The organism is Kordia sp., from assembly GCF_965283645.1.
GTDB lineage: Bacteria > Bacteroidota > Bacteroidia > Flavobacteriales > Flavobacteriaceae > Kordia.
Map to the genome: position 1 here is coordinate 704,099 of NZ_CBDIPG010000001.1, position 17,423 is coordinate 721,521.

Annotated in this window: 19 protein-coding genes and 1 pseudogene; 10 read left to right on the forward strand and 10 right to left on the reverse strand. The window is 31.2% G+C overall.

All coding sequences use genetic code 11. The features are described from left to right. Positions 1–44: 44 nt before the first annotated feature. The 3 genes from ACQ654_RS02815 to ACQ654_RS02825 all read right to left on the reverse strand — a co-directional run bounded on the left by ACQ654_RS02815 (position 45) and on the right by ACQ654_RS02825 (position 5,130). Positions 45–938: a tyrosine-type recombinase/integrase gene (locus tag ACQ654_RS02815; RefSeq protein ID WP_430408795.1), complete on the reverse strand. Its 894-nt coding sequence runs from the start codon at positions 936–938 to the stop codon at positions 45–47. Between the two features lie 379 nt (positions 939–1,317). After that, a complete protein-coding gene (locus ACQ654_RS02820) occupies positions 1,318–2,274 on the reverse strand; it encodes a tyrosine-type recombinase/integrase (protein WP_430408796.1) in 957 nt (318 codons plus the stop codon). Between the two features lie 234 nt (positions 2,275–2,508). Next, entirely contained in the window at positions 2,509–5,130 is a 2,622-nt protein-coding gene (locus tag ACQ654_RS02825; protein ID WP_430408797.1) for an AAA family ATPase, read from the reverse strand. Positions 5,131–5,551: 421 nt separating this feature from the next. Here ACQ654_RS02825 and ACQ654_RS02830 point away from each other — a divergent pair, with 421 nt between their 5' ends. The 7 genes from ACQ654_RS02830 to ACQ654_RS02860 are packed head-to-tail and all read left to right on the forward strand — an operon-like array spanning position 5,552 to position 9,639. After that, on the forward strand, positions 5,552–6,754 hold the full coding sequence (locus ACQ654_RS02830; protein ID WP_430408798.1) for a type IV secretory system conjugative DNA transfer family protein: 1,203 nt from the start codon (positions 5,552–5,554) through the stop codon (positions 6,752–6,754). Between the two features lie 50 nt (positions 6,755–6,804). Beyond that, positions 6,805–7,272, forward strand: a complete 468-nt coding sequence (locus ACQ654_RS02835) for a JAB domain-containing protein (protein WP_430408799.1) — start codon at positions 6,805–6,807, stop codon at positions 7,270–7,272. Positions 7,273–7,305: 33 nt separating this feature from the next. Then, on the forward strand, positions 7,306–8,091 hold the full coding sequence (locus ACQ654_RS02840; protein ID WP_430408800.1) for a DNA adenine methylase: 786 nt from the start codon (positions 7,306–7,308) through the stop codon (positions 8,089–8,091). A gap of 34 nt (positions 8,092–8,125) precedes the next feature. Beyond that, positions 8,126–8,455: a DUF2958 domain-containing protein gene (locus ACQ654_RS02845; protein ID WP_430408801.1), complete on the forward strand. Its 330-nt coding sequence runs from the start codon at positions 8,126–8,128 to the stop codon at positions 8,453–8,455. Between the two features lie 5 nt (positions 8,456–8,460). Beyond that, on the forward strand, positions 8,461–8,664 hold the full coding sequence (locus tag ACQ654_RS02850; RefSeq protein ID WP_430408802.1) for a hypothetical protein: 204 nt from the start codon (positions 8,461–8,463) through the stop codon (positions 8,662–8,664). A gap of 21 nt (positions 8,665–8,685) precedes the next feature. Further along, positions 8,686–9,195, forward strand: coding sequence for a hypothetical protein (locus tag ACQ654_RS02855; RefSeq protein WP_430408803.1), 510 nt, complete (start codon positions 8,686–8,688; stop codon positions 9,193–9,195). 3 nt (positions 9,196–9,198) lie between these two features. After that, positions 9,199–9,639, forward strand: coding sequence for a hypothetical protein (locus ACQ654_RS02860; RefSeq protein WP_430408804.1), 441 nt, complete (start codon positions 9,199–9,201; stop codon positions 9,637–9,639). A gap of 76 nt (positions 9,640–9,715) precedes the next feature. On the opposite strand, the gene ACQ654_RS02865 is transcribed toward ACQ654_RS02860, so the two are convergent. From ACQ654_RS02865 to ACQ654_RS02880, 4 genes are all read right to left on the reverse strand, one after another. Further along, positions 9,716–11,095, reverse strand: a complete 1,380-nt coding sequence (locus ACQ654_RS02865; RefSeq protein WP_430408805.1) for a thioredoxin-like domain-containing protein — start codon at positions 11,093–11,095, stop codon at positions 9,716–9,718. Positions 11,096–11,099: 4 nt separating this feature from the next. Continuing rightward, the gene (locus tag ACQ654_RS02870; protein WP_430408806.1) at positions 11,100–11,363 is read right to left on the reverse strand and encodes a hypothetical protein; all 264 of its coding nucleotides are present in this window, start codon (positions 11,361–11,363) and stop codon (positions 11,100–11,102) included. A 277-nt stretch (positions 11,364–11,640) separates the two neighbouring features. Then, a complete protein-coding gene (locus ACQ654_RS02875; protein ID WP_430408807.1) occupies positions 11,641–12,186 on the reverse strand; it encodes a hypothetical protein in 546 nt (181 codons plus the stop codon). Between the two features lie 36 nt (positions 12,187–12,222). Further along, complete coding sequence (locus ACQ654_RS02880) at positions 12,223–12,570, reverse strand: hypothetical protein (RefSeq protein WP_430408808.1); 348 nt, start codon at positions 12,568–12,570, stop codon at positions 12,223–12,225. A gap of 128 nt (positions 12,571–12,698) precedes the next feature. Between ACQ654_RS02880 and ACQ654_RS02885 the strand changes: the two genes are divergently transcribed. Further along, entirely contained in the window at positions 12,699–12,959 is a 261-nt protein-coding gene (locus ACQ654_RS02885) for a helix-turn-helix transcriptional regulator (RefSeq protein WP_430408809.1), read from the forward strand. On the opposite strand, the gene ACQ654_RS02890 is transcribed toward ACQ654_RS02885, so the two are convergent. Next, entirely contained in the window at positions 12,956–13,750 is a 795-nt protein-coding gene (locus tag ACQ654_RS02890; protein ID WP_430408810.1) for a hypothetical protein, read from the reverse strand. The two genes, ACQ654_RS02885 and ACQ654_RS02890, sit on opposite strands and share 4 nt — an antisense overlap. A gap of 183 nt (positions 13,751–13,933) precedes the next feature. Between ACQ654_RS02890 and ACQ654_RS02895 the strand changes: the two genes are divergently transcribed. Both ACQ654_RS02895 and ACQ654_RS02900 read left to right on the forward strand, forming a co-directional pair. After that, positions 13,934–15,385, forward strand: coding sequence for a hypothetical protein (locus tag ACQ654_RS02895; RefSeq protein ID WP_430408811.1), 1,452 nt, complete (start codon positions 13,934–13,936; stop codon positions 15,383–15,385). Between the two features lie 10 nt (positions 15,386–15,395). After that, positions 15,396–16,022: a hypothetical protein gene (locus ACQ654_RS02900; RefSeq protein ID WP_430408812.1), complete on the forward strand. Its 627-nt coding sequence runs from the start codon at positions 15,396–15,398 to the stop codon at positions 16,020–16,022. Positions 16,023–16,133: 111 nt separating this feature from the next. Here the strand turns inward: ACQ654_RS02900 and ACQ654_RS02905 are convergent, their stop codons facing one another. Further along, positions 16,134–16,496 (reverse strand): helix-turn-helix domain-containing protein, encoded by a 363-nt coding sequence (locus ACQ654_RS02905; protein ID WP_430408813.1) that lies wholly within the window; start codon positions 16,494–16,496, stop codon positions 16,134–16,136. Between the two features lie 83 nt (positions 16,497–16,579). Then, positions 16,580–17,290, reverse strand: a pseudogene (locus tag ACQ654_RS02910) (magnesium chelatase domain-containing protein); the annotation flags it as partial. Positions 17,291–17,423 lie beyond the last annotated feature (133 nt).

The window sequence follows — 17,423 nt, forward strand, 5'->3', positions numbered from 1 at the left end:
GTATAACGATAGTCATGTTTACAATATAGATAGTCGTGTTTGTATTAGTCAATATTTAAGGGATGCTTTACTACTTGAGAACGTAAATGTTCTGCAGTCGAAGAAAGATAAATTGTTGTTGTTTTAATGTCACTATGCCCCATCATTTTAGAAAGGCTAAAAATATCACAACCACCTTCAAGCATAAGAGTTGCAAAGGTATGTCGAAGTGTGTGAATGGTAAAATAGAGTCCCGAAGCTTCTCGTAATTGATTTACGAGAAGTTTTAATCCATTTTCTGAATACCCTTTATTCCTATTTGAAGAAACGAAAAATTCTGGACAGGTTTTACGTTGTTTTTTGCGTTCTAAGAGATACTTTTTAAGAGATTGAGCTAATGTGTAACTTATAGGAATAATACGGTCTTTATTACCCTTTCCTTGCCTTACAAAGACCGTTAGATTTTCAAGATCAACATCATTCAATTTCAAATTCAGTAATTCGTTTTTTCGGAGTCCTGTAAAAAGAAACATGGAAAACATTGCATGATTTCTATATTTCAAAAAACGATGAGTATAAGGGTAATTGTACACAACTTCAAGGAGAAAAAGAGCATCTCTTTTCTTCATAGCTTTAGGAAGTGACTTCTCTCTTTTAGGCAGTTCAAGATTTTCTATAAAGTTTTCCTCCAAATGTTTTTTTGTAACACACCAATTAAAAAATACTTTAAGTGTCATGTAATAGGTTCTGTATGTTGCAACTGACCATTTCTTTTGTACTCTACCAATTAAGAAATAGTTATGAACTACTTTTTCATTTAATTCATCAGTAGTATTTACTTCCATAGTTCTGCAAAATGCACCAACTTTTTCTCGATATCGTTTTGTTGTCATATCCGAAACTCCACGTATATAGCTGGAATAATAACAAAAATCCTCAAGTAATAATTCAATGTTCATATCTGTTGTAATCAGTAAACATATCACTATTTCTTAAGGATTTTAGGGACACCTTCACGCGATAGGTGGTAGCCAAGAGCTATTTTTTTACCCTTAAATCTCTTCAAAACGTTGAAAAATAAGGGGATTTGGTGGACCTGACAGGACTCGAACCTGCCACCTCGTCAGTGCAAGTTCTGCGGTGACCAGCTAATTCCAATATAACGTTATTTTATAAAGGTTTTAGAGAAATCTTGTAGTATTTACAAGCAATTTTTCGGCACCACCTTCCCGCACAAAATTGAGCAAAGAAATAGTAATACACTTACTTAAATATGCTTCTTTTGAAGCGTTAATTATAAATGTATCGACAGTATTAGTATAGCATGTAATTATACTTTTAAAAGATAATTTCTTGAATAAAACTTCTTGAGTTTTCAGATTTGATAGAACGCAAATACTGCTCTGTCATTCTTGTTGTGGTATGTCCCATTACATTCATAATACTAATAATATCAGCATTTTGTTTTGCTAATTTACAAGCGAAAGTATGTCTGAATCGATGTAAATGAAATTTGACACCAGATAACTTCACATATTTTTTTACCCATGATCGTAATCCATACTCAGTGTAAGGTTTGTCAAATTGTGAGGAAATAATCAATCTTTCGCATTTAGTTTTTCTTATTTCACGCTCTTTTAAGTACGCTTTTAATTGAAACGATAGTGAGTAATGAATAGGTATATATCTATTTTTTTTAGATTTAGATGTATCAGCATTTATAAACAGAGTATTAGTTTGAAAGTCTATATCGCTAACCCTTAATGCAAGTAATTCACCCCTGCGTATGCCTGTGTAGAGTAGCAAACTTACAATAACTAAATCACGAGCATAAATAAAATCATTTTCTCTTGAATATAAGGTTATAGAAGAAATTATTTTAGTTACCTCTTCATCGGTTAATGCTCTCTCATCCTCATATTTCGGTATTGGTGGTTTTATAATCTTAGGGCTTATCTCTTCTTTTAAATAATGATAGTGTTCTAACCATCGAATAAAAGCCACTAGTTTATTATAATATGTTTTGATTGTAGATGGTTTAATTCCTTGAACAAATTTCTTTCCAACTTTTCTTTTTCTAATACTGATACGTTTGAAAAACTCTTGTAACGTTTGCGGATGTAAATCTGAAAGCTCTTTTATCTCGGGCATTATTTTTTGAAACGTGGAAAATACTTCTCCATAACTTTTAATTGTTTTGGAACTTAACTGTTTAGTATATCTACAAGCCGAAAGATATTCTTTAAATAACGGTTTTAATTCAGTTAGTTCTGATGGGTTTTGGGAATTTGGCATAGTACCATGATATAAGTACTAGCTTTAGTTGAATAGATCAGCCTTTACAAAAAGGTGTGTCTATATCCATTCTTCTTTTCCGTTGTACTTATATTGATGATCTCTTACTATTATTAAGTCCTTTGAGTTGAGTCCTAATAGATGATTAACACCTTATTTTAGAGCTTTTTATGACTCTTCGACAAGAGTTCATACTTTAAACTACTAATTTTGATAATCTTTTTTGCTATTAAATTAGTTTCTTCTTTTTCTTAATTCAGCAGTATATGTTTTGAGAACATCTATATCTGCTTTTACCTCTTCAGCACTTGGCAAACTTTGAATTAACTCGCCAGTGCTATCATGACCAGAAAACATATTGGAGCATTTAGTCATATTGTCTTCAATAATTTTATAATCATCTATAGTAAGATCAATTACCTTACTCAATCGTAAGGTATGGATTTCTCTGCCAAATCTTTTCACAGCACCATTCAAAACTAATTCTTCAACAAGACGCTCCCATGTTTCTCTTATCAGACTATAAATAGGTCTCACATGCTGTTTATAAACTTCTTCCGTTTCATTACGTTCTATATTTTCCAATGATTGGAGGTTTTGATTAAGTATTGATATTCTTCTTTTAACGGTTAAGGCATCCCAAGGTGGGTTTTTAGCTAAGATTCCTGTTTCAGTTTTTTTCCTCGTAAGGCTTTTAACATCAATAGGGCAGTTTTTTTTCCTAGATACTTCTTGGAGCATCATCAAAAAAGTAATATCATGAGTAAAAACTATTGTTTGCCGCACCAAAGACTCCTCGATAATCCGCCTAGAAATCGTATCTCTCCATCTATGGTCAAGTGAAGATACAGGGTCATCAAATATTATTGCAGATTTATGTTCTGATATTGAAAGTTCAGAGAAAAATGTAGCAAGCGAAATACAACGATGCTCTCCTTCACTTAATATATCTTTTAAACTGATATTAACTCCATAAGATGTATCTAATTGTAAATAATGATATTGTTTTCCTCTAGCTCCCTTAGTATTAGCTATAATATTTATGTTTTTAAAGCCAAGTTTTTGTAGTTCTGCTTTAAAATTCTCTTTCAAGTTATTTGTTACATAACTATCAGTGATACCATTACTGCATATAGTTATATTTGTTGTTCGACATTGAGCAATGCATTTTTTTAGAGATTCAATACTTCTCTTTCTATAGATTTCTTCAGTAATTTGCTTTTCATACTTCTGAAGTTCTTTAATAGCTGATAAGTTTCTAAGCTCAATTTCTAATGATATTAATTCTTTTTCAACTGATACTTTACTTAATTTAACATTTTCTTCTTCTAGTGTATTTACAAGGGTTTCTATAATTGTAATTGGCGTACTTTCAAACCTTGGAACTTCTATAGCCTCGATATTTTTAGGATTTTCATAGAGTTTTAACACATTTTTTTGCTCTGTATTCAGAGTATTTATAAAACTTGCCTGTTTAACATTAAATCCTTCAAATAATTCTTCAATCTCTTCGATTGTTGGAGTGTGTTGTGTAAAATCAAAATCTAGGTTTGTATAATAGTTTTTCCATTCTTCTAATTTTGTTGATGCAATATCCAATTGCTTTTGTAAATCAGCTTTTACAAAGCTTTCGAAGTTGTTAAATCTTTCTTTAGCATCATCTCCAAGGTCTTGAAGGCAAAGTGGGCAATTTGAATTTTCACGTGTATTTGGAAATACAGTATCTCCAACTGAACGGTCATAAAACTTCCTAGCACTTTCCCATAATATTCTCCAATGTCCATTTCCAACATTTTCTATTGGTAAATTTGAAAATGCTTTCTCAGAAGCAGTTTTTGATACTTCGTTTGCTAAAAAGAAATTATTTATAACTGTTTTTGAATCCGTAAGTGTCTTTTCTATAAAACCAATTTCAATAATTTTGTATCTACCTTTGAGATTATTAAAACGTCTAATTTTTTTTTTATTATCTTCAATTACTTTTTTTGGATCTTTTGCTTTAAGTTTAATAATACTAGTTTCCAACTCTTTTATTCTAGCTTCTGATTCTTCAGTATGTTTGGTATGTGTTTTTAATTCTTCAATTTTTGTTTTGTCATCTAACACTTTTAGAAATTTAGAAACCTCTGTTTCATATTCTTTAATTAGAAATCTAAAATCAAAGGAAGAAGCTATCAATTTCCCTTTTTCTGTATTTATTTTTTCTTCAACTTTTTTACAACATTGAGCCAGCTTTTCAAGAACTATTAATCCAGAAGGAATGAATGCTATTTCATCTTCGTCCTCTATGTAATGATTAGCACTTTGTGTATCAAATACATCAACTACTTGAAGTATTTGATCATTCAAGTGATTGTCCTTCCATACTACCGAGCCTGACCGACCACTTTCGGTACTATACTCTAGTTCTGCAATTTGTTGCTTTTGATCACTATTCTCTATAAAAAGATTTGAATTAATAATTGGTCTTATTCCACGTGTATTGCATATATGTTTTAAAATACTAACATAGCTAGATTTTCCAGAACCATTGTCTCCATAAATAACTGTTAATCCATTGGGAGAAAACTCTAGTTCTTCGCCTTCTTTTAAAGCATTAATATTTTCGGTATTGTATATTTTAGAAAGTGTAACTGTTTCTTCACTATCTGAACTCTCTACCAAAGCTTTAAGTTCTTCAGTACCAAGAGCGTCAAACTTTAGTTCAGAGATTCCATTTTCAGACTTACAGATATTTACTAATTCATCAATATCTTCATCTTTTAAATCATTATTCTTAATAATCCGACTAACCGCTTCTTGCCAAAACTGAGGCTTATCTTCTATCCATTCAATTATATCTTGTAGTATAGGCATACATTTATCTTATTTTAATTCCATTTAGAAATCAATTTAAGCAGAAATACGATCTAAAAATTACGGATTTCCGTAAAGCGAACAATTTTATTAAGATTTCTTTTGAAGAGGAAAATTATAAGGCGTTATAATGCTATTTTTTTAAAATATGGGATGCGAACTCTCTATAAGTTTATACAAATTTTCAAGATCATCTTGCACATATTGTTTAGTAAAAGAAGTATAACGATTTCCTGTATTTAACTTCTAAAATCTAGAAGTTAAAGAATGGTGGATACAGCGACATCAAAACAACCAACATCTATTTATCTGCTAAAACACAACATCTACGAAAACAAATTGTAAAACATCCATTAAGTATGGAATTATAACCAAAATAGGATATCTATATGGTTTTGAATGAGTGAGCGAAAATTGATAGATGAATAATTACCTTGATCCATACATCAGCTATTTTGCTCGCGTTGATTTTAGAGACGACAAACGAATGTTCGGTATTTTTCAACATGATCGATTATTCGGTATGTATCTTTTAGGAAAAACTGGAAGCGGAAAAACCAATGTTATGAAAACACTCATGTACCAAGATGTATTACAACATCGTGGTTTTTGTTTGTTTGATATTAATGGAGATTTACTCAAAGAAGTACTTACTTTAATTCCAGAACATCGAAAAAAAGATGTCGTATTACTTGATGCTAACGACCCAAATCTGCAATTTGGTTATAATCCGCTCAAAAAAGTAAGTTATGGAAAACGAGCACTCATTGCATCGAGCATTTTAGAAACCTTTCAAAAATTATGGGGACAACAATCATGGGGATTGAAATTAGAATACATTCTGCGAAATGTTCTCTTAACGCTCCTTGACCAACCTAAAGCGAACTTTAATGATATTTCAAGAATATTACTTGATTCAACATATCAAAAGGTATGTGTGAAAAGTGTTGTCAATAAAAATGTGATTCGATTTTGGCAACAGGAATTTCCTAAATATTCAAAAACAGATATTTTACCAGTACTCAACAAAGTAGGAAGCTTTTTATCAATTCCAATGCTAAATAAAATATTGGTTGAAAATCAGAATCAAATTTCACTCCGCAGTATTATGGACTCCAAGAAAATATTCTTGGTTAACTTATCGAAAGGAACACTTGGGACAGATGGAGCGCATTTACTCGGCTCATTGCTACTCACTTCCCTTTCATCAGCTTCGTTCAGTCGTATCAATATTGAAGAGAGTAAGCGAATTCCCTTTTATATTTATCTCGATGAATTTCAAAATTACACTACCGCTTCCCTTACCAATATGTTTGCAGAACTGCGTAAGTTTAAAATTGGATTCATACTAGCACATCAATATTTACATCAGTTACAAACTGATATTAAAAATGCGGTGCTCGGAAATATTGGAACTATTATTTGCTTCAAGCTTGGACAAGCTGACGCAAAATATATGGCGCAAGAATTTTATCCTATATTTCAAACGTCAGACTTCACGAACTTAGAACATTTCCATATTTATTTAAAATTGCTCATCAACGGAAAATCTCCACAAGCCTTTTCTGCAAAGACAATTACTATTTCTGACTTAGATTACAAAAAGGCATATCTATATCAATAATTCGATTTCGCTCATACTCGTATCAGAACGAACCTTAAATTTAATACGACATGAACAAAACATTACCGAGTACGTGGCTCAATCACACTCACGAAATTGAACTTCATTATGTGCGTCCACTTTTTAATAAGATGTTTTATATCCGAAGTTCAAAAGATGCTGATTCGTTTTTAAAACGATTTGTGCATCTCAAACAACTAGACCTAAAAGAACGTTTTTGGGCATTATATCTCAACAATGCAAATGGTGTCGTTGGTGTATCAGAGATTGCGAGAGGAAGTACGACATCGGTATCTGTAAATAACAAATACATCTTTCAACTAGCGCTCTTAACTAATGCGGTAGCTATTATTGTAGCGCACAATCATCCATCGGGAACACTTAAAGTTTCAAGTGCAGACAAAGCAATTACCAAGAAACTTTGTAGTGCTGGAGACCTTATGAATGTCAAAGTCCTTGATCACATCATTATCACATCGGAAGACTATGTGTCACTCGCAGACGAAAACTTGATGTAATTCCCTTTTACTCGCCCTTCCCTATCAATCTTTATGAAAACCCCAATATCATATTATGGTGGCAAGATTACCTTGCTCCATAAAATACTTCCTTTAATACCTGAACATACAATTTATACCGAAAGCTTTTTCGGTGGCGGTGCTGTCTTCTTTGCTAAAGAGCCAGCAGAATCAGAAATCATTAACGATACCAATAACATGGTGATTAACTTCTTTGAAGTGTGCAAAACTGATTTTGACAATCTCAAAGTAAAGATAGAAGCAACACTCTTTTCAAGAGCTACATATACCGTAGCACATACGATATACCGAATGCCACATTTGTTCAGCAAACTACAACAAGCGTGGGCATTCTATATCGCTACGAATATGGGCTTTGCCTGTAAAATCGGAAGCTGGGGGTTTGATAAGTATGGGAAGCGATTGAAAACCGTGCGGAATAAGAAACTTCGATTTGATGAAACTATTTCAAAACGTTTGGAGCATACTCAAATTGAAAACAATAATGCATGTAAAGTTATTACAACGTATGATGCCGATGATGCATTTCATTATGTCGACCCGCCATATTACAACGCTGACATGGGACATTATGATGGCTACAGTAAGGCTGACTTTATCAAACTACTTGATACACTTTCTGCCATCAAAGGAAAATTTCTTTTGAGTTCATATCCTTCTGTAATACTAGAAGAATACAGTAAAAAGTATGGTTGGCATACAATTATGGTTGATAAGCCACTTGTTGCCAGTAACGGTGCAAACGAAAAAAAGCGAAAACGCAAGATTGAAGTCTTGACCGCTAATTACCCTCTTTAAAAAACAAATAGAAACCTTTAAAAATTTAATATCTATGAAACTCATCAACGATGCGTTAAAAAAGCGCTTTAGTGAAGTTGGTTGTCAATCAGATACCAACAATCCATTAGTTATTGCCAAATTCTTTCATCCTTCATCACCTGCCACATGGTATGCAACGGAATATGATCCTGAAACAAATATCTGCTATGGCTACGTCACAGGGTTAGCAGAGGATGAATGGGGCAATTTTTCCATTGATGAAATGGAGGCTTTCAAACAAGAAGTCCTTCTCAATATTGAAGGTGCTTTGCTGAAAGGAAACGTTCATATCGAACGAGATTTACATTTTAACGAAACGCGATTCAAAGAACTTAATCTGTAAATGTTATGAAACGAATCGTCAACAAAACAGTCAATCTTGATTGTTCAAAGTATAAGAATTATGAACTCTTAGGAGCTTTCATTCAGCAAGCACACTTGGAATCATGGAGTGAAGAAGAAATTGACATGGTTGTGAAAGCAGCCATCGAAGACAAAGGAAATTATTTTACAACTATCATTAGCCTTCATTGTAAACACGTAGAATCATAAACCATTTAAAATTTAATAATTATGAGTAATCACAACATTATTGACACGCTAATACAGAATATTAGCGATGATCAACAACTGCTAGAAACCGCAGATGAAAAAATTGAACAAGCCAAAGAAGAAAAAAGAGCTATTATTAATCGTATCAAGGACTATCAAAAAGATGCTACGGCTATGATGAAGTATGCAAACGATGAGCAAATCCAAAAACTTGAAGCCTTGAATTTAGATTTATCAGAATCTAAGCAAGGATTGAATTCGGTAGCCACAACAGCTTTTGATATTATGCTTAGTAGCAAGAAAAAAACGATGACTAATGAAAATCTTTACAAAGCGTATGTTGATACGTTGGATGATAAAGAGAAAGCAGTTAGCTATACCGCTTTCAACATCAAATGTCGTCCGTTATTTAACAATCAGCGATTATTGCGTAAAGAAGGAAGTGATCCAAAGTCATCACGTACCAGTATTATTTCTGTGAACGGGAGTTCTGCATCCGTAGTTAAAAAAGAAACATCAGAAAAGAAATAAGCTATGAAACATGATGACTATTTAGAAATTTTTGAAACACAACAAGGCGCAATTGATCGCGCGATGTGGCTGAATTTTAAATATCGATTAACGGATATTCGGTTTGGTGTGATTCATGGAAAAGATAATGATTGGGCATGTGTTGAAAAAATAACCGCAGATGAAATGGGTGTTCCCTTTTTAGATGTGTTGCCTGACAATTATTCTCAAATGACATATTCGCATATTCAGAACGCTAAGTTAGAGCATGATCTACTTCGTCATTTGCAGAACATCGCCAATATCTTTTCAAAGATAGATAGTGAATTATTACTGTATATTATTTACAGTAAGATTCCTCTTGAAAAGCTACTTTGTTATGAATTAGCATCACGAAAACGTGATGAAAAGAATAGATGGTGTGGATTTGAAAAAGCCAAAGAGATTTGGTGTACTGAAAATTAAATACCAAAAAACACTCGAGAATTGAACGAGTGTTTTTTCAATTGTGGAATATGTTTTCTAATTTTAATTAGATGAACTACCAATATTTAGCATTATCCAAATCATTGAGTTTTGAAAGGAATAATAATTCTTGTGGATGAATAAAAGACTCATCTATTAGATTCAAGTTTTTATCTACAATAATATATCTTGGTACAGATTGTAATTCTATAAACTTTAAAAAATCTTGATTTTCAGAAACTTCATCTTTTACAAGAAAACTAATTTCTTGTCCTAGATTTTCTGTCATTTTTTTCCATTTTTCAGTATCATTCTTTTTATCCAAACTAAGACTGATGACAGAAACATTGTTTGGTAATTCCATTTCTTTCATAATATGAACGCCTTTGATACATGGCTTACACCAAGTCGCCCAGAAATCTATCAAATAGTATTTTGAAGGGATATTTTTTATAATATCAGAAAAAGCAAGTTCTTTATTTTGCGGACTTAGTAATTGTAAATTTTTCAACTTCTTTTTGAAAAGAGTATTATTTAGTGGTGCAATCTGTTTCTCAATTTGAGAAAATTCCTTTTTGTATAGTTCTGTTGTTTTAAGCCAATCAATAGCTGCATTATATTTCTTATCTCCTTTATTATCTTGGTGCTTTAAAAAATTGAATACGCCAATAGACAATAAGTCTATATAATTTTGAGAATAATTTTGAGTATTGAGTTTAGAAAAATTAAAAGTATCAACATTGTTTTTCACATACGTAAAAGTTAAATTATATAACGGATCACCAGCAATGATTGGATATGATATATTTTTAAGAAATGTATCTACTTCTTGATTTTTAGGTTCAATTAATTGAAGACTATTGTAATAATGATACTCATTAAGTGTATTTAATATCGTTTGACCAGATGTATGATATTTTTTTTGAAAAAATGCATAGGTACTATCCAATTGCACACGGTTTTGTGAGGTGTTGATTTCTCTATATTGCTGAAAAAAATCATCTAAAAAAAATAATTGATCTGATTCTTCCGATTTCAAAACAATATTTCCTTTATCAAATTGAAATTGGATGCCTTTATTGTCTCTATGTACTAAGTAATAGTGTCGATACGTAGTCATCTTTCCATGAATAACACTAAAACCAAAATATTTTAGTATTTGATAATCATACAGATTCGGTATCGTTTTAACTATAAGCGCATCTTTATTTTGATTATTTTCAAACTCTAAATAGTTATAATTGAGAAATTCATCAGCAATACTAATCCCTGTTTTCATTTTCTCATTAAAGAGAACAGATAATGTAAGTGAATCATTTTTTTCTACGACTACTGGAGTAGCATTGGTTTCCTTCTTAGCTGTTTTTTTATTCTCCTCACAAGATAATAATATGATTAGCGTAAAAAACAGTAGACTAAAAAGCCTACTGTTTATAATTATTTTGTGATATTTCATTTTTTTATTGTCCAAATCCATCGTGTTCGCAATCATAGAAACATCTTGAAACACCAGGTTCGCTTTGTACTGTCTGTGAACAAAAATTGCTTGCGGCATTGGAGATATCTTGACCTGTATCGCCTAAAAAATAACCGCCACCCGGCTCTCTTCCTCCGTTGGAATAAATGATGGTAAGTCTGCAATATCCACCACCTCCACGAACATTTTGTTGTTGTTTCTTGTTAAGAATTGTTACTCCTTCTAAAGTTAAAATGTTTTTTAACATAATCTAATTTTTAATAATTAAAAAGTTTTCTTGAACATTTAGAGACATTCAAGATGTATGTCTTTTCAGCAATCCTAATATGCTACATGAGATATAACTGTTTAATAAGATTTGATTTTACTTTAGGCTATTATTAAAGGAAGGTTTTAGGAGTAACGATTGAATATTAATTCTGATTCAAATATAAATAATAAACGCATATAATTGTAAGATATTATTTCAATAATTAAAAAAATGTATAAGCGTAATAATTGAATTTATAATATGTTGAATATCATTACTTTTTCAACCTCCAACCATCATCAAACTTAATTAAGGTTACTTCTTGTTCCCACTCCGTTTTATCACAATCATATCGTTTTTTACTACTATACGTATTCTTATGCACATGAAGCGTATGATACGGAGTTTCTTCATTTTTAACTTTATAACGAACAATAGCTTCATTTTCAGTTTGCGAAATTGCTACAATTTCTGAAAACGTCATTTTTGTAATGGGAAATCCTGCTCCGTAGGTATCTAGTGATTGCGAGGTTGGAGTAATAGAATAATCTTTGTCAGGATTAGATGTTATCCCTGTTATACTAAGCTTAACATTTACCAATCCTTGTTTCTCAAGATTTCTAAAAATTTTTAAGGCTTCTCTGTCTTCCTTATCAGTCCCATAACGAGCATAAGAATATGAATGTTTTGTTATTCGTTTGGATGTACAATACTGAGGGAAATATTCTTTGATGACTGTTGCCGCTTCTTCTTTTGTCAATTTGCTTGAACAACTCGAAACTAATATTAGAAGAAGTGTAAAAAGAGATAGTTTTTTCATAATTAAAATTTTGTAATTTTTTGGTTAGATAGATTTTTATTCTTCTGTGTAACGAATAACAATTCCTTTAATTTGCTGCTCTTCTTCCTTGTAATTAATGACAGCATGTCCACCAATGGATGCTGCTTTTTCACGCATCATGTTATTTGCCTTTTCTGCTGAACGCGTTGTTGCAATAACTCCATAGCTATTCACGGTACGAACACTTACCGTTCCAATTTCTTTATACTTCTTGGTTGGCTTGTTGGTAATGAATAATTCGACATTTGATGGATTCGTCGGTTGGTATTTTTCTGTTGTTGTTGGAGTAACACGGTACGTTTGGCAAGAAACGATAAATAAAAGAAGTGTTAGTAGTGTTAGTAAAGCTGTTTTTAGTTTCATAATCAATGTGTTTTTGAATTAGTTATACTACAAACATATAAAAAGTTTATTAAAATATACATACTTTAATATGTAATTTAAAATAATCTTACTTTTCAACTTTGTTTCAATTCTGAAACAAAAATCTAATGGCAAAAAAAAGTAAAGTAAAAGATGAAGAGTTTGATGCAGTAATGGTAGAAATTGCAGAAAAAATAAAAGAATTAAGAATTAATGCTGGATATTCTAGCTATGAAAATTTTGCATGGGATAATGGCATTAACCGAATGCAATATTGGAAAATGGAAAAAGGAGAAACTAATTTCACGATGAAAAGTCTATATAGAATTTTGAAGGTTCATAATATGGAACTTAGTGATTTTTTTGGAATGATTAATATTAGTGATTAATTATCAGTAGCTCCTTTTGTCTTAAATATTTGAAAGCCGAAACCTATTCCTAACCAAGGTCTATTCCTATGAATCCAATTTTTTCCTATTTTACCTGACATAGCGTCTATTCCTGTAAAAAGGCTAATTTGGAATTTATTAATTTCAAAAACAAGTCCTCCACTAAAAGTAATAGCACTTTGATTAGATTCTGATTCAATAAAGTTTCTTGTCGTCTCTGGAGTAACTTTTATAGATGTAAAACTGATTCCTCCTACTGCTGATATTGATGTCTTACTTTTAAAATTGGGTGTAAATCTATACCCACATGTTATTCCAACATTAAAATCATTTCCAAACTCTGAATAAATCACCTTATCCTCATCTCTCTCGCCATTGCCAAATCTAATTTTAACTAAAGTAGTAGAAGCCCCAACGATAAATTGTCCTCTTTTTATCCATCTTTCTGCATATTGAGTATATTGATTTTTGGATAATTTAAAATAAATATTTTCAAAATTTGAATCTTGAAATGTTTTCAAATTTTGAGCTTTTGATTTTGATGAACCACCTGTAAATTTTGCGACTTGTATTATATAATCTTCGTTTCCATCTATGTTTTCTATAGTGAAAATCCAACCTTTTTGTATAACTTCCTTATTTGGTGTGGCGGGAGTGATAATAGTACCAGCAAAATCGCATTGTGAAAGCTGAATCGTTTTATTAAAAAAATGTCTTCCTTCTGTAATATCAGTTTGAGCATTTAATGGAAAACAAATAAGAAGTAAAAGTAAGGGATAAATGAATTTCATAATGACTGTGCTTTAATAACACTATAAATTTCAGGAAATAAAAAATCGTATCCTTACGGAAAACCGTAAATGGGCAAGCTTTATTTTTATAAAGAAAATAAAGTTTTCTTGAGAGTAAAAATTTACAATATAATCATTACTTTAGGTTAATGAATTTTGATTGCCTAATAGTATATTAACAATATGACATTTATTAGAAACTTCACTTCTCGTTTTTCAAACAAAACCATTTCAGTTGAAATTGATCCAGACCTTTTAACTGAATTAGATACTATTGACCAAATTACTACTTCGAGAAATATTACGTTTAATTTATACAAATTGATATATCATATTGGGACAATTCAATCTAGGAGATTTGCACCCTCCAATCGATTAAAATTTAGTGACAAATCTGATTTAATTGAAACTATTTACCGAAATACTAATGAATTCAGAGTTAGGGTAAATGATATTAGGACAGCTAATGGTTCTGAAACGCTTACTTCAATCTCCGAGGATTTTGGAATAGGAATTTCGGTTGTAATTGCTGAGAAACTTTTTAAGATTAAACGTTCAACAATCCAAAGAATTTATGGAACAGGAAGAAGACCTGATTGGAAATGTCAAACGACTGATAATAGAATTTTAGTAGTTGAATGCAAAGGCTCAACTAGTATGCAAACTTCAATTCAGCAAGAAGTCAATGCTTTAGATCAAAAGACAAAAGAAGCTGGTGATATTCAAATCGCATCTTTAACAGTCATTAATGAAGCAACAATAAGTACAAATAGATTTCTTGATCCACCTATTGAACAAAGTAATATTTCACCAATAATGGAAAATCATATTTTACGAGCTGGTCATTATGCTTCTGTTTTTAGTTTTCTAGGGAATAGTAGATTGAGCAGATACTATTCTCAGATGAGAAAAAGACTGGAAGGAAAAATTACTCCTTATGAACAAACGGAAAAGAACAAAATCTTCAAAGAAATAAGAACAAATGACCCAATAGTCCGATTTAAAGAAAGGGAATTTACTGGTTCATTCTACGAAATTGAAAATAAAAAATTTCTCTTTGTTGGTGTAGATAAAGAGCTGTTATCATATACAGGCTTTTTAGAGTTCAAAGATTATGAAAGTGATTCAGATACTTTAATTAATGGTAATTATTATAATCTTTTTAAAGATGGGGTTTTGATAATTGAAATTGTTGAAATTCAAGAATTCAATAACATTATTGATATTAATAGGATTAAGAATTATCAAAACAAAATTACCATTAGTGATATTGATGAAATGAATGAAATCTCATTTTCTAAATATTTCATTCATTTACTTAAGAGAAATGATTTTAATATTATTGAAGAACAAGCTATGGTTTCTAGTTTTCAATTTGATTTGGTAGCAAATTATAATGACGAAACATACTTTTTTGAATTTAAATTATTTAAATCCAAGCGAATAGACATAAAAACAATTGATCGACTTAATTTTTACAATAGACAAGTTACAAATGGCAAAATTGTACTTGTTACAAATGGAAAAATTAATTATGAAAGTATAGATACCGCAAGAATTACTGTTATTGATAGGTTAGAACTTAAGAAAATAGCCAACAATTATACTAATCTTATTAAACTAATTACTTCTTAAAAAAATACAAATGAATAAGGAAAATCTAACAAGAGTTTTTTTTCATGAAATAGGTCATTTTATTGCTTTTGAATTAAGTTATAAACTTTTCAATATAGGTCTTGGAACTGAGCATATATGGATTAAACCATATAAACTTAATAATTATATTGATTATGGAGGGGGTACAAAGCCTAAAAAGCCAAAAGATTATATACCAAGAAAAAAAGGTGATATTGAAAACCCCGTTCATTTTATGGCTGGTATCTTGTATGGCTGTTTAATTCAAACAATTTATCTTAAATCAATAACAAATTATAATTTCAGTAAATGTTTTAGTTTCGATGAAGAAGCAAACGGAAAACATGATGTTATTGATTTTGCTACAACACACCTTTATTTTAATGGAAAAAAACGTAAAAAGATTTTAGATTTTATTAATAACAAATATATAGATCAGTTAAACAGTGATAAAGTTCATTTAGAAAAGTTATTTAAGTTTAGTCCATTAGATTTTGCTTATGATTTTAGTAGTGAGCAATTTTTGGATATGGAATTAATTAGAAAATCTCTCAAAGATTTTTTAATAGAACATGAAGTACATTATTCATTTTTGATTAAAAATATAGAGATAATAAAAAACGAAAATAATACTTAGTTAGTACTTCAAATATTCTCCAACAAAGCTAGTAAGATACATAGAAATAAGAAAATCACAATTAGTACTCTACCAACTCTGGTAGTAAACAACCAAAACCGTGGATCATTATCATAGTTCTTCATTATCAATTTTTTTTAAGTATTGTTCTATTTTCTCAATCGTTTCTTCTTTAGCAACTTGACCTCGCTCAAATCGTGCCAACGTACTCTTATCCAACCCAACTTTGTGAGCGAGTTTTGTATAAGTTAATCCATATACAATTCTATGAGCAAACAGCTTCCCACTCAACGTAGTAGCATCAATATTTAATGTTGTAGGTATATATCCTAAAAAGTCATACACGTTATGAAGCGCATATATGGTATTAGAGTGCTTACCAAGTTCCATTTCATGTACAAAATTCTTGTTTACTCCCATCAGTTCAGCAACAGCATGTTGGCTTAAATTTCTGTCCATTCGTTCTTTTCGCAACTCGTCCCCTACGGTTTCAATATGCGCTGGGTACTTGTGGTGCTTGGGTTTAGGCGACGTTAGGCTTAGAGGTAAAAATGGGTAACAAAGGGTAATCTTTTGGCAAGCATGGTTTTTCCCGAACCAGGTGGACCAATTAGAATGATATTGTGTCCGCCAGCCGCGGCAATTTCCATGCATCTTTTGATACTTTCCTGACCTTTTACATCTGAGAAATCAAATTCGGGAAATGCTAAGTTTTTTAGGAACTCTGCGCGTGTATCAATAATAGTTTGTTCTAACACTTCACCTTTGTCAAAGAAATTGATGACTTGTTTTATATTTTCTACACCAAAGACTTCTAGGTTATTGACAACTGCCGCTTCTTTGGCGTTTTGTTTCGGTAGAATAAATCCTTTGAAACCTTCTTCGCGTGCTTTGATTGCAATTGGTAACACGCCGCTAATTGGTTGTAAACTTCCATCTAATGATAGTTCGCCCATGATTAAATATTCGCCTATATTTTCAGATTCAATTTGATTGGAAGCAGACAGTATTCCTAAAGCAAGTGTTAAATCGTATGCGCTTCCTTCTTTGCGCAAATCGGCAGGTGCCATATTGATCGTAATTTTCTTTCCTGGAATTTTATACCCGTTATTTTGCAACGCGGCGGCAATGCGGTAATTACTTTCTTTGATTGCATTGTCTGGCAAACCGACCAAATGATAACCAATTCCTTTTGCAATATTTACTTCTACCGTAATTGTAGTGGCTTCAATACCAAATACAGCGCTTCCAAAGACTTTTTTGAGCATTTTTTAGATGAGTTTTTCATAAAACTATCTTTTTATGTACAAGTTTCCTAGTATGATTTTGTAAGCGTTGAATATTTTGTATGAGCGTTATATTTTAACCTAAAATAAGTAAAAAACTAGCCTGAGTAAAGCC